Source organism: Actinoplanes sp. NPDC048791, assembly GCF_040650095.1.
Classification (GTDB): domain Bacteria; phylum Actinomycetota; class Actinomycetes; order Mycobacteriales; family Micromonosporaceae; genus Actinoplanes.
Map to the genome: position 1 here is coordinate 1 of NZ_JBEZGQ010000182.1, position 11430 is coordinate 11430.

Here is an 11430-nt window from a genome sequence, read left to right on the forward strand (position 1 = left end):
AGGTAACCGCCGATGGACACCGGCAGGTGCTTGGTCGGCAGCAGCCGCGCGAGCAGGGCGGCGACCGCCGTGGCGCCGCCAGCGACCGCGAGGACCACGCCGAGCTGCGTCACCACGAGCCGCGGCCATCGGCCCCGCGCGGTGCCGAACACCAGCCGGGCGAGGGGAAACAGCCCGGCCAGCAGGGCCGACAACAGCATCGCGGCCCCGGCGATGCCGCGGATCGGCGACGGCATCGCAGACCCGTACGCGGAACGGCCGAAGCTCTCGTCCAGCCAGGCGGCGGTCTCCCGATGGGTACGCGGCGCGTAGAGGATGGAGATGTGCTCGACGCCGGGCACAACCACCACCTGCCCAGCGGCGCGTTCGGCCTCGGCCCGGAAGCCCGGGAACTCCAGCGCGCCGACCAGCAGCAGCAACCGCGCCGGGGGCTCCGGCAGCACAGTGGAGGCATCCGGCAGCGAGAGCGCGACCGTGGCTGCGATCTCGGGGTGCGCCACCGCGTAGCGGGTCACCGCCGAGGCGCCCATCGAGTGGCCCACCAGCGCGATCTCGGACGGGTCGACGTCGGGCAACTGCCGCAGGTGCGCTGTTGCCACGTCGAGGTCACGCTGGAGGGCGGCGGTGGAGGAATCGGTGCTCGCGGCGCTGTCCGGCAGCGGCCTGCGGTTGGCACCGTGGCCGGAGAAGTCGAGCAGCACGACCACATAGCCCCGGGCGGCGAGGGAGTCGCCGAACTGGGCCATCAACCGCGCCGAGCCGGCGAAGCCGTGGGCGACCACCACTCCGGGACGGCGGGCACCGGCGGGTGGGTGGACTTCGTCGAGCGGCACGCCGCTGACGACCATGTGCTTGCGGGTCGCCTCACCGGACGGGCCGGCCAGCAGCCAGATCCCGGTGACCGCCACCAGGACGGCGAGCAGGGGCACAACCAGCACACCGAAGCGGGACCGCGCAGCGTTGAGCACGCACGAGTGTGACATCAAACCGGCTTGCTTCTAGCATCGTCCTGGCGACCGCACGGCGTCGTCAGTCCGGAGAGGGAGCCCTGTGGGTGTTCTGCGCGCGTTGAGGCCGGCCCCGGTCAGCCCGCCCGTGCGATGGCCCGATCAGACTCTCGACGTTGCCGCCCTGCGCGCTGCCGGTCACCGGCCGGTCCCGTTCCGGGACGTGGTTCTGAAGGTCCATCAGCGGTGCAACCTGGCCTGTGACTACTGCTACGTCTACACGATGGCCGACCAGAGCTGGCGCGACCGCCCGCTGATCATGGAACCGGCCACCTGGCGGGCGACCGCGGCCCGGATGGCCGAGCATGCCGCCGCGCACAGCCTGCCCGTGATGCGACTCGTGTTGCACGGTGGCGAGCCACTGCTGGCCGGCCTGGAACGGCTGTCCCGCCTGGTCGCCGACTTCCGCGCCGCCTTCGACGGTGACTGCCGGTTGGACGTGCAGATCCAGACCAACGCGGTGCTGCTGGACACCGGGCTGCTGGACTTTTTCGTACGGGAGAACATCCAGGTCGGCGTGAGTCTGGACGGGACAGCGGCTGACAATGACCGCCACCGACGGCGCGCCGACGGCCGGGGCAGCTTCGCGGAAGTCGATCGGGCGCTTCGTCTCCTCGGCAGTCCGCCGTACCGGGAGGTCTTCGCGGGGCTGCTCTGCACCGTCGATCCCTCGACCGAGCCCGTCGCGGCTTACGAGGCGCTGCTCGCGTACCACCCCACCGACATCGACCTGCTGATCCCGCACGCCAGCTGGTCCGCACCGCCGGAACGGGACGTCGCCGACTGGCTCATCTCAGTCTTCGACCGGTGGTACGGCGCCCCGCGGCGGGAGACAGGCATCCGCCTCTTCGAAGACGTGATCGCGTTGGTGCTGGGCGCCCCGAGCCGGTCGGAGCAGGTGGGGCTGAGCCCGGTGGCGATCGCCGTGGTCGAGTCGGACGGCTCGATCGAACAGGTCGACTCGCTCAAGTCCAGCTATCCGGGCGCCTGCGACACCGGGCTCACCGTCTTCGACGATCCGCTGGACGCCGCCCTCGATCATCCCGGCATCGTCGCCCGCCAGATCGGCGTCGACGCCCTCTGCGCGACATGTCAGGCCTGCCCGGTCCGACGCGTCTGCGGTGGTGGTCACTACGCCCACCGCTACCGGCCCGGTACGGGTTTCCTCAACCCGACGGTCTACTGCGCTGACATGCTCAAACTGATCGGGCACATCAGCGATCGCGTGACCGTCGACCTGCGCCGCCGGCTCAGACCTGCTTGACGTGGGTCTTGACCACCTCGGCCAGCTCCGGCGTCCAGTCCATCGGCTGGTGCACGGATTTCGTGTGCAGCTCCACGTGCTGCAGCAGCTCCCCCTCCTCGGGGGTCGTGAACTGGGCGGGGCAGTCGTTGTTGAAGTCAGCGCATCGGATCGAAACAGCCATGCACCCGGGCTACCCGGTGCCTCCGGCCTGAAACGGCCGGGAGCACTGAGCCGACCGACTGAGCGCTATCCGGCGCAGTGGAAGTACGACAGCGTCGTGTGGGTCTTGGTCTGCTGTTCCCCGGTCAGGTCGATCTCGTACGCCCGCAGCACCGAAGCAAGCTGGGCCGCCACCGGGACCGCGGCGCGGGCGGCGCAGCGGGTGGACAGCTCGAGGATGCTGGAGCCGTCGGGGTAGGTCCAGCGTTCGACGGCCAGCCGGAAGTCCGCGCCCTGGGGGAGGATCTTCTCCCGCCGTACGTCGACCGGCCCGAAGATCGACAGATCGCCGATGCGGGTCCGGCCGGGGAGCAGCGCCAGCTGCTCCTTCGAGAACAGGGCGCGCAGCGGCCGCTCGCCGCGCACCGCCTTGCGCACGTCGTTCTTGCCGAGCCGCCGGGCGATCGCGCCGGTGCAGACGAACTGTCCGGGCATCGCGTCGACCTCGACGCCGAACCGCTTCGACCGGCGCAACCGGGCCGGCAGGTCGTCGGCGGCGCACGGCCGCAGCTTCACGACCGAGTCGTCGGCGCGGTCCTCGACGCTGCGGATGCGGGCCACCACCCCGTGCCGCTTCAGTTTCAGGTCGGCGGTGTCCAGGAAGTACACCTTGCGGGCCGACGCCCGCGAGAAGTCGACGCCCAGGGACGTGCAGGTGGCCTCGTGTGCATTCGCGGGCACGACCAGCTTGAGCTCCACCCGGTCCGCGTGACGGGTCGAGGCGAGCAGCCGGTCCAGCTCACGGCCGGGCAGCTGCCAGAACTGCTGCGCGTCAGCCTTCGTCGCCGGATCCTGCACGAGCTGCATGTGGCGGTTCCTCCGGGGTCAACCATGGTCGAACAGGTCCGGGTTCCCCAGCGTACGCAAGTCATGCGTACAGGTGCTGTGCCGTGGGTCATGGCCGCGGCCCGGATGCGCGGCGCCGGCGGGACCGGCACCGCGCATCCGGCCGGTCACGCCGGCCGGCGCCGGTTGAGCAGCGGGACCAGGTTGAGCAGCAGGCCGACCAGCGCCACGCCGGTCACCAGGTTGACGCCGGGGTGGAAGCCGCTGAAGTCGGTGCCCGCTCCCCCGTTCGTGAGCAGCGCCGTCAGCACGGCCAGCACCAGGGCCGCGCCCACCTGCCCCGAGGTCTGCACGAGACCGGAGGCCAGGCCCTGCTCGGAGTCGGCGATGCCCTGCGTCGCCTGGGCCATGATCGAGCTGAAGCCGAACGCGAAACCGCCGCCCAGCAGCAGCATCGTCGGCAGGACCGTCACGGCGTAGTGCGGTGCGTTGCCCGCCGTCAGCAGGAACCACGCGTAGCCCAGCAGCAGCGAGGTCATCGAGCTGATCAGCAGGCGCGGGGTGCCGTACCGGTCGATCAGCCGGCCCACGAAGGGTGACCCGAACGCGACCAGCAGGCCCGCCGGCAGCAGCGCGAGCGCCATCCGCAGCGGCGACCAGTGCAGGACGTTCTGCAGGTACAGCGTCATCATGAACTGGAAGCTCAGGTAGGAGCCGAACAGCGCGATCATGCTCAGGTTGGCCCGGATGACCGTGCCGGTGCGCAGGATGCCCAGCCGGATCAGCGGGTGCCGGACCCGCTTCTCGGTGACGACGAAGCCGGCCAGCAGCGCCACGGACAGCAGCAGTGAGCCCAGGGTCAGCGGGTCTGTCCAGCCGCGGTCCGGCGCGGACACGACGGTGTAGACGGCCAGCAGCATTCCGGAGGTCAGGGTCGCGGCGCCGACCAGGTCGTGGCCGCCGCCCGCGGCCGGGCGGTCGCGCGGGATCAGCGCCATGCCGGCGACCAGGGCCCCGATCGCCAGCGGTACGGGGATCAGGAACGTCCACCGCCAGCCGAAGCTGGTGAGCAGCCCACCCAGGATCAGGCCGGACGAGTAGCCGCTCGCACCGAAGACGGAGAACACCGACAGCGCGCGGTTGCGGGCCGGGCCCTCGTGGAACGTGGTGGTCAGGATCGACAGGGCGGTCGGCGCGGTGAACGCCGCGGCCAGGCCCTTGACGAACCGGGTGGCGATGAGCAGCGTGCCGTCGTCGACGAGGCCGCCGACGAGCGAGGCCACCGCGAAGACGGCGAGGGCGATCAGGAAGACCTTGCGACGGCCGAGCAGATCGGCGGTACGCCCACCGAGCAGCAGCAGTCCGCCGTAGCCGAGCACGTAGCCGTTGACGATCCACTGCAGCGACGTGGTCGACAGGCCGAGTTCGGTGCCGATGGACGGCAGCGCCACGCCGACCATCGAGACGTCGAGCCCGTCGAGGAAGAGCACGGCGCAGAGCACCGCCAGGACGCCCCAGAGACGCGGGGTCCAGCGCTGATCGACCGGAGTGGCCGGAGCTGCCGCCGGGAGGGCGGCTTCTGAGATAGTCACGGGCCAGAAGCTACATGCACGCGCATTAAATGTCGACGCATCAAATCCGCGTGCATATAATTTGGGTGCATCTACCTACCCCAGCAGTTAGGATGCGCCACATGACGTCCGAGCCGGCCCTGGTTGAGCGCTGGCGCTCCCTGCTGACCAGCTACAACGAGGTCGCCGGGCACCTGGAGCGGGCGCTGCAGGAGACCCACGGGCTGACCATGGGCGAGTTCGAGACGCTCGACCGGCTGATCACGGTCACCTGTGAGAAGCGACGCATGCAGGAGCTCGCCGCGGACATGTATCTGAGCCAGAGCGCGCTGTCCCGGACGGTCGCGCGGCTGGAGAAGGGCGGGCTGGTCTGCCGCAGCCTGTGTGAGGACGACCGCCGAGGGGTCTTCGTCACGGTGACGGAGGAGGGCCTGCAGCGGCACACGGACGCCCGTGCCACCCACCGGGCGATCCTCGCCGAGCACCTCGGCGCCCCGACCACGGCCGGCTGAGGCAGACCCCGCCGCCGGGTCACTCGGCCGTCGCGCGGTCCTGCCAGGTGCAGAGGCAGACCTTGTTGCCCTGCGGATCCGCGAGCACCCAGAAGCTCGGCGCCTCAGCGTCGCTGACCAGCGTGCCGCCCGCCGCCACCGCCGCGTCGATCCGCGGCTTGACCTGGGCCGGGTCCACCCACACGTCCGGGTGCCAGCGCTGCCGGGGCTCCTCGCTGCCGGACTGCTGCAACCACATGACCGGCAGTGCGCCGTACGGGTCGCGCAGCTCGTCGCCGGCCGGTTCCATCGCCAGCACGGCGCCCCAGAACGGCAGGACCGCGGCGAAATCCGGGCTGTCCAGGGCCAGCTCCAGCCGGGAGACGGTCGCGCCTTCGGTGGCCGTGCCGGCGTCGGCGGCGATGGTGGAGATCGTGCGGGCCAGCCGGAGGTCGCGACCGGTGACTGCGCGGACGTCGTGGCTGGTCAGGCGGATGTCGACGTGGGTGTAACGGAGGTCGAGGTCCGGGTGGTGGTCCATCGCCTCCGCGGCCGCGCCGATCGCGTCGACGATGGCCAGCCCGGCCGCGAAGTCCCGGGTACGGATCCTGGTCTGGAGCCCACCGAGCAGGTAGACCCATCCGGCCGGGGCCTCGTCGGCGATCTGCTGTCCCGTCAGCTTGGTCATGCAGGGATGCTCGCGCATGTGACCGAGAAGTCAAGCGCAACGCCCGTACGGCGTCAGAGGCCGGACGGCGTGCCGGGGCTGTCGTCGGTCGAGCCCTGCCCGAAGTTGCTGCGGCGTCCCGCCACGGCCGGGTCGGGTGACAGGTTGGGCTGGCCGCCCTGCTCCCCCGCCTGCGGCTCGTGCTCCTCGTCCGGGTCGTACGCGAGCGGCCCGTCCTTGCCCCGTACGTCGGTGCCGTCGACACCCCACGGTTGGTCAGTCATGGTGGCTGGCTACCCCGCCGGGGCGGCACTGATCCGGTCTCCTCGACGGGTCAGCTCCAGCCGGCGTCCCGACAGGCCTTGGTCAGCGCGTCGGCGTCCGCCTTCCAGGCCGTGGTGCTGTCGTTGGCGCTGTCCCCCACGGCCAGGACCCGGTCGGCGATCGTGTCGTTGTCGGTGCCGGCGGCCGACTTGCTGACCTTGTCGGCCAGGGCGAGCCGGGCCGCCGCCGTACGAGCCTCCGGGTAGCCGTCGGCGAAGTCGGTGCACGCCTGCTCGGCCGGGGCGTCGAGCACGCCGCCGGCCTGCTCCTCGCGGGCCGACCTGCCCACCGCCAGTCCCACCAGGACCACCGCGAGCACCACTGCCCCGATGATGACCTGACGCTTGTTGAGACTCAGCTTCACAACACTCCACTCTGAACGTACGGGCCGGAATCCGGTAGGCAGAGTATCCGCCGGCCGGGCTCCGGCCCGTAGGCACGAGGGTGCGCGTGCGGGGGATCAGCCGGCGCGGCGCGGCAGCTTCCAGCCCGGCCGCGGGAAGTGGCAGGTGTAACCGTTCGGGATGCGCTCCAGGTAGTCCTGGTGCTCCGGCTCGGCCTCCCAGAACGGGCCGGCGGCGGTCACCTCGGTGACGACCTTGCCCGGCCACAGCCCGGACGCCTCGACGTCCGCGATCGTGTCCAGCGCGACGCGCTTCTGCTCATCGTCGGTGTAGAAGATCGCCGACCGGTAGCTGAGGCCGATGTCGCCACCCTGGCGGTTCAGCGTGGTCGGGTCGTGGATCTGGAAGAAGAACTCCAGCAGCTCCCGGTACGACGTGACGGCCGGGTCGTAGACGATCTCGATCGCCTCGGCGTGGGTCCCGTGGTTGCGGTACGTCGCGTCGGGCACGTCGCCACCGGTGTAGCCGACCCGGGTCGAGACGATGCCCGGGCGCTTGCGGATCAGGTCCTGCATTCCCCAGAAACAGCCTCCGGCGAGTACGGCCTTCTCTGCGGTCATCGCGATACACCTCTTTCTCGGCGGCCGCCGGACGACGGCTGCCTGCCCCACGAACGGTAGCGCGCCGGCGAGCCCGGCCGCGGACGAGCGGCGACCCGATCAGGTGCGGTTCGCGCCGGTGGGCTTAGCGGTCCCGGTCCTGGGTAGGTGAAGGGACTGACGCGCTGGTCAGCACGGGTCGGCGTCGGAAGCAGGACGGAGATGATCATGACCGATACACAGTCGCGCACTGTGTGGCCGGCGGAGGCGTCGACCGCACAGCTCGTGAGCCAGATGACCGAGCAGGTGTCCACCCTCGTGCGGGACGAGCTGGCGCTCGCCCGCGTGGAGATGGTGGAGAAGGGCAAGCGCGCCGGGACCGGCGCCGGGTTGCTGGGCGGGGCCGGCGTGCTGGCCATGTACGGCGTGGGCGCCCTGCTCGTGACCATCGGAGCAGCCCTGGCAGTCGTGTGGCCCACCTGGCTGGCGGCCCTCGTCGTCACCGTTGTGGTGTTCGCCATCGCGGGCGTGGCCGCACTGCTGGGCAAGAAGCAGGTCCAGCAGGCCGTACCGCCGGCGCCGACCGCCGCGGTCGACAGCAGCAAGCGGGACGTGGACGCGGTCAAGGCCGCCGTCCGGGACGGGAGGCACGGATGAGCAGCGACACCACCACCCGCCTGAACGGCACGGCCCCGCAGGATCCGGCGCAGCTCAAGGCCGAGATCGCGCGTACCCGGGAAGACCTGGGCGAGACCGCCGCGGCCCTGGCCGCGAAGACCGATGTGAAGGCCCGCGTACGCGCGAAGGCCTCCGATGTCGCCGTCCGGACCACCGCGCTGGCGGGCACCGTCCGCGACCGGGCCGCGACGACGGTACGGCGTCCCGTGCCGGTGGCGATCGTGGCCGCCGTCGCCTCTGCGGCCACGGTGGCGCTGGTGCTGATCCGCCGCAGCCGCCGCTGACCTCTGACGCTCGGCAGCCCGTCCCGATCCGGGGCGGGCTGTCGTCGTTAAGCGAGCTGTTTTCCGGTTTCGCCGGTTTCCGGAGCTGATCCGAGGCGTAATAGGGCATGTGAAACGTCTGCTCACAGTGCTCAGCGCCCTCTTCCTGACCGTCGCGCCGGCTCTCGTCCCGGCCACCCCGGCAGCCGCGGTGACCCCGGCCGACGCAGCACCCGCCTTTCACGTGGTCCGCCCCGGCGAGACGATCAAGAGCATCGCCCGGGCCCGCGGCCTGCGCCCGCGGGACCTGCGCGCCTGGAACGGCATCGTCAAACCGAACCAGCCCAGCGCGGACGGAGTGCTCAACCTGGCCCGTCCGGCCGCCGGACGGCTCTCCGGCTGGCGGTCCTCGATCGAGGTCGTGACCCCGGGCGCGGTGAACTGGGACCCCGCCAAGAAGTGCCCGGTACGCCCGGCCGACCTGCGCAAGGTCTGGGTCACCTACATCGACTTCTACGGCGTGTCCCACCAGGGCAGCATCATCGTGCACCGCACCATCGCCACCCGTACCCAGCGGGCGTTCCGGACCCTGTACCGGATGCGCTTCCGGATCCAGGGCATGAGCCCGATGGCCCTCAACGCGCCCTACATCTCCGACATGGCCGCGGTCACCTCGGGCTACAACTGCCGGGTCGTCAGCGGGAGCAAGACCTGGTCGCAGCACGCGTACGGCAAGGCCATCGACGTCAACCCGGTGCAGAACCCGATGGTCCGCGGCTCGTACGTCGACCCGGCCGCCGGCACCGACTTCCTGCGGCGCGACGTCTACCGCCGCGGCATGATGCACGCGAGCGGTGCGGTCCGGGCGTTCACCGACCAGGGCTTCTACTGGGGCGGACGGTGGAACAGCCTCAAGGACGACATGCACTTCAGCATGAACAACCGCTGATCACGTCCGCGAGGTGCCGTACGCGGCGAAGGAACGACGGTCACCGTGCCAGGTCTGGGCGGCCAGCGCGGCCAGGTCCGCGTCGTTGAGCTGCACCCGCGCGGCGGCGGCGTTCTCGGCCAGGCGGGCCGGACTGCGGGTGCCGGGGATCGGCACGACATCCGGCCCCTGGGCTAGCAGCCAGGCCAGGGCGAGCTGAGCGGGGCTGATCCCGTACGCGGCGGCGATCGTGGCCAGCTCCTTCACCAGCGCGAGGTTGGCGGTCAGGTGCTCACCGGCGAAGCGCGGATCGTCCCGGCGGAAGTCGCCGTCGCCGTACGCGGCCGGCAGCACCCCGGTCAGCAGCCCCCGTCCGAGCGGGCTGTACGGCACCAGCCCCACCCCGAGCCGCCGCGCCGCCGGGACGACGTCCCGCTCGGGCTCACGCCACGACAGCGACCACTCGAACTGCACCGCCGCGATCGGGTGCACCGCCACCGCCTGCTCGAGCTGCCCCGGGTCGGCCTCGGACAGCCCGAGGTGCCGCACCTTGCCCGCGGTGACCAGCTCGGCCATCGCGCCGACCGTCTCGGCCACCGGTACGGCCGGGTCGACGCGGTGCAGGTAGTACAGGTCGATGGTGTCGACGCCGAGCCGCTCCAGTGACGCGTCGCAGTACCGGCGCACATGGTCGGGCCGGCCGTCCAGCCGCACGCCGTCCTCGCCGCGGACGAGGCCGAACTTGGTCGCCAGCACGACCTCGGCGCGCCGCCCGGCGATCGCCCGGCCGATGAGCCGCTCGTTGTGCCCGCGGCCGTAGCTCATCGCGGTGTCGATCAGCGTGACCCCGAGGTCGAGGGCGGTCCGGACGGTGGCCACGGACTGCTCGTCGTCGGCCGGCCCGTACGCCTGGGAGAAGCCCATGCAGCCGAGGCCGAGCGCGGGCGTGGACAGGTCACCGAGATGTCGTTCCATGTCCCTCAGCCTGCGGCGGTGGCTTTCATAAGTCCAAGACGGCTTTGCGCTCCCATTCATCGCGCAGCACGATGAGTGGATGGAGCTGCGCCAGTTGACCTACTTCGAGGCCGTCGCCCGGCACGGTGGCTTCACCCGGGCCGCCGAGCAGTTGCGGGTGGCCCAGTCCGCGGTGTCCGCGCAGATCCGGGCGCTGGAGGCGGAGCTGGGCACGGCCCTGTTCGCCCGGACCACCCGCCGGGTGGCGCTCACCGAGGCCGGCGAGTTGCTGCTGACCCGCTGCCGGCGGGTGTTCGGCGAGCTGGACGGCGCCCGTACGGATCTCGCGGAGCTCGCGGCCGTGCTGCACGGGCGGGTGACGCTCGGCTCGATGGCCGTGCTCGGCGGCTACGACCTGCCCGCCGCGCTCGCCGGCTTCCACACCCGGTTTCCGGGTGTCTCGCTGGCGCTGCGCACCGGGCTGATCGCCGAACTGCTGGCGCTGCTGGACGCGGGCGTGGTCGATCTGGTGCTCGGGCCGGTCCACGACGACCTGCCCGCGCGGTTCACGGCCCGGCACCTGGTGGACGAGCAGGTCGTCCTGGTCCTGCCGCCCGGCCACGCGGCGGTCCGCGAGCTGGCCGAGGTGCGCGACGAGCCGTTCGTGTGCCTGCCGGCGGGCAGCGGACTGCGGGCCATCCTGGACCGGGCGGCCACCGCGGCGGGCTTCGAGCCGCGGGTGCAGTTCGAGACCCACAGCGCTGCGAGCATCCGGGAGCTGGTCGGGGCGGGGCTGGCGGTGGCCCTGCTGGCCCGCTCGGCCACGGTGGCTCCGGGACCGGCCGTCACCGTCGTACGGCTGGACCCCGCGCCGGCCCACCCGGCCATCGGCCTGATCCAGCACCGGGACCGGCGGCTGAGCGCCGCGGCCCGGGCCTGCCGCCAGGAGCTGATCAGGCGGGCCTGAGCAGGGCGACCAGGAAGTCGGAGGCGGGCCCGAACGGGCGCAGATCCCAGGTGGCCAGCAGCAGGTCCTCGGCCAGCCCGGCGGCGGCCGCGTCGGTGAGGAAGTCGTCGAACTCATAGCCCCGGTCGGCACCGAAGCCGATCGCTACCCGGCCGTTCCCACCCAGGTGGGCGCGCATCCGCCGGAGGATCTCACCACGGGTGTCCGGGGCCACGAAGGTCATCACGTTGCCGGCGCAGACGATCACGTCGAAGCGGTCCGGCAGCTCCAGCTCGGTCAGGTCGCCGACCTGCCAGTCGGTGCCCGGATAGTCCTGGCGGGCGGCGGCGATCAGCTCCGGATCAAGATCCACGCCGGTCACCCGGTGACCGGCCGCGGCGAGCCGG

General features: G+C 71.7%; 16 protein-coding genes. 6 read left to right on the forward strand and 10 right to left on the reverse strand.

The window, feature by feature from the left end; all coding sequences use genetic code 11:
- A partial coding sequence (locus tag AB0C29_RS16080) for an alpha/beta fold hydrolase (RefSeq protein WP_360820816.1) occupies positions 1–968 on the reverse strand: 968 nt, incomplete at its 3' end.
- A 202-nt stretch (positions 969–1170) separates the two neighbouring features.
- Between AB0C29_RS16080 and AB0C29_RS16085 the strand changes: the two genes are divergently transcribed.
- Complete coding sequence (locus AB0C29_RS16085) at positions 1171–2271, forward strand: FxsB family cyclophane-forming radical SAM/SPASM peptide maturase (protein ID WP_360820818.1); 1101 nt, start codon at positions 1171–1173, stop codon at positions 2269–2271.
- On the opposite strand, the gene AB0C29_RS16090 is transcribed toward AB0C29_RS16085, so the two are convergent.
- From AB0C29_RS16090 to AB0C29_RS16100, 3 genes are all read right to left on the reverse strand, one after another.
- Positions 2258–2434 (reverse strand): DUF1059 domain-containing protein, encoded by a 177-nt coding sequence (locus AB0C29_RS16090; RefSeq protein ID WP_360820820.1) that lies wholly within the window; start codon positions 2432–2434, stop codon positions 2258–2260. The two genes, AB0C29_RS16085 and AB0C29_RS16090, sit on opposite strands and share 14 nt — an antisense overlap.
- A gap of 65 nt (positions 2435–2499) precedes the next feature.
- Positions 2500–3279 (reverse strand): hypothetical protein, encoded by a 780-nt coding sequence (locus AB0C29_RS16095; RefSeq protein WP_360820822.1) that lies wholly within the window; start codon positions 3277–3279, stop codon positions 2500–2502.
- 146 nt (positions 3280–3425) lie between these two features.
- Positions 3426–4850, reverse strand: coding sequence for an MFS transporter (locus tag AB0C29_RS16100; protein ID WP_360820824.1), 1425 nt, complete (start codon positions 4848–4850; stop codon positions 3426–3428).
- Between the two features lie 101 nt (positions 4851–4951).
- Between AB0C29_RS16100 and AB0C29_RS16105 the strand changes: the two genes are divergently transcribed.
- Positions 4952–5341 carry a MarR family transcriptional regulator gene (locus tag AB0C29_RS16105; RefSeq protein ID WP_360820826.1) on the forward strand — a complete coding sequence of 130 codons (390 nt, stop codon included), beginning with the start codon at positions 4952–4954 and terminating at the stop codon, positions 5339–5341.
- Between the two features lie 19 nt (positions 5342–5360).
- Here the strand turns inward: AB0C29_RS16105 and AB0C29_RS16110 are convergent, their stop codons facing one another.
- The 4 genes from AB0C29_RS16110 to msrA all read right to left on the reverse strand — a co-directional run bounded on the left by AB0C29_RS16110 (position 5361) and on the right by msrA (position 7275).
- Positions 5361–6008, reverse strand: a complete 648-nt coding sequence (locus tag AB0C29_RS16110) for a 4a-hydroxytetrahydrobiopterin dehydratase (RefSeq protein ID WP_360820828.1) — start codon at positions 6006–6008, stop codon at positions 5361–5363.
- Positions 6009–6061: 53 nt separating this feature from the next.
- The gene (locus AB0C29_RS16115) at positions 6062–6271 is read right to left on the reverse strand and encodes a hypothetical protein (protein WP_360820830.1); all 210 of its coding nucleotides are present in this window, start codon (positions 6269–6271) and stop codon (positions 6062–6064) included.
- A gap of 50 nt (positions 6272–6321) precedes the next feature.
- Entirely contained in the window at positions 6322–6675 is a 354-nt protein-coding gene (locus tag AB0C29_RS16120) for a hypothetical protein (RefSeq protein ID WP_360820832.1), read from the reverse strand.
- Between the two features lie 96 nt (positions 6676–6771).
- A complete protein-coding gene (gene msrA, locus AB0C29_RS16125) occupies positions 6772–7275 on the reverse strand; it encodes a peptide-methionine (S)-S-oxide reductase MsrA (RefSeq protein WP_360820834.1) in 504 nt (167 codons plus the stop codon).
- Between the two features lie 207 nt (positions 7276–7482).
- Here msrA and AB0C29_RS16130 point away from each other — a divergent pair, with 207 nt between their 5' ends.
- The 3 genes from AB0C29_RS16130 to AB0C29_RS16140 all read left to right on the forward strand — a co-directional run bounded on the left by AB0C29_RS16130 (position 7483) and on the right by AB0C29_RS16140 (position 9144).
- Entirely contained in the window at positions 7483–7911 is a 429-nt protein-coding gene (locus AB0C29_RS16130) for a phage holin family protein (RefSeq protein ID WP_360820836.1), read from the forward strand.
- A complete protein-coding gene (locus AB0C29_RS16135; RefSeq protein WP_360820838.1) occupies positions 7908–8216 on the forward strand; it encodes a DUF3618 domain-containing protein in 309 nt (102 codons plus the stop codon). Before AB0C29_RS16130 ends, AB0C29_RS16135 begins: the two co-directional genes overlap by 4 nt.
- Before the next feature lie 109 nt (positions 8217–8325).
- Positions 8326–9144, forward strand: coding sequence for a M15 family metallopeptidase (locus tag AB0C29_RS16140; RefSeq protein WP_360820840.1), 819 nt, complete (start codon positions 8326–8328; stop codon positions 9142–9144).
- On the opposite strand, the gene AB0C29_RS16145 is transcribed toward AB0C29_RS16140, so the two are convergent.
- Positions 9145–10098: an aldo/keto reductase gene (locus tag AB0C29_RS16145; protein WP_360820842.1), complete on the reverse strand. Its 954-nt coding sequence runs from the start codon at positions 10096–10098 to the stop codon at positions 9145–9147.
- A gap of 79 nt (positions 10099–10177) precedes the next feature.
- Here AB0C29_RS16145 and AB0C29_RS16150 point away from each other — a divergent pair, with 79 nt between their 5' ends.
- On the forward strand, positions 10178–11044 hold the full coding sequence (locus tag AB0C29_RS16150; RefSeq protein WP_360820844.1) for a LysR family transcriptional regulator: 867 nt from the start codon (positions 10178–10180) through the stop codon (positions 11042–11044).
- Here AB0C29_RS16150 and AB0C29_RS16155 read toward each other — a convergent pair.
- Positions 11031–11430, reverse strand: a 400-nt coding sequence (locus tag AB0C29_RS16155; protein WP_360820846.1) for a class I SAM-dependent methyltransferase, incomplete at its 5' end; no start/stop codon positions are given. The genes AB0C29_RS16150 and AB0C29_RS16155 overlap by 14 nt on opposite strands.

Excerpts from the sequence above, each read along its gene's own strand:
- AB0C29_RS16090 (WP_360820820.1), bottom strand. The coding sequence starts at position 2,434 with ATGGCTGTTTCGATCCGATGCGCTGACTTCAACAACGACTGCCCCGCC.
- AB0C29_RS16095 (WP_360820822.1), bottom strand. The coding sequence starts at position 3,279 with ATGCAGCTCGTGCAGGATCCGGCGACGAAGGCTGACGCGCAGCAGTTC.
- AB0C29_RS16105 (WP_360820826.1), top strand. The coding sequence starts at position 4,952 with ATGACGTCCGAGCCGGCCCTGGTTGAGCGCTGGCGCTCCCTGCTGACC.
- AB0C29_RS16110 (WP_360820828.1), bottom strand. The coding sequence starts at position 6,008 with ATGACCAAGCTGACGGGACAGCAGATCGCCGACGAGGCCCCGGCCGGA.
- AB0C29_RS16115 (WP_360820830.1), bottom strand. The coding sequence starts at position 6,271 with ATGACTGACCAACCGTGGGGTGTCGACGGCACCGACGTACGGGGCAAG.
- msrA (WP_360820834.1), bottom strand. The coding sequence starts at position 7,275 with ATGACCGCAGAGAAGGCCGTACTCGCCGGAGGCTGTTTCTGGGGAATG.
- AB0C29_RS16130 (WP_360820836.1), top strand. The coding sequence starts at position 7,483 with ATGACCGATACACAGTCGCGCACTGTGTGGCCGGCGGAGGCGTCGACC.
- AB0C29_RS16135 (WP_360820838.1), top strand. The coding sequence starts at position 7,908 with ATGAGCAGCGACACCACCACCCGCCTGAACGGCACGGCCCCGCAGGAT.
- AB0C29_RS16145 (WP_360820842.1), bottom strand. The coding sequence starts at position 10,098 with ATGGAACGACATCTCGGTGACCTGTCCACGCCCGCGCTCGGCCTCGGC.
- AB0C29_RS16150 (WP_360820844.1), top strand. The coding sequence starts at position 10,178 with ATGGAGCTGCGCCAGTTGACCTACTTCGAGGCCGTCGCCCGGCACGGT.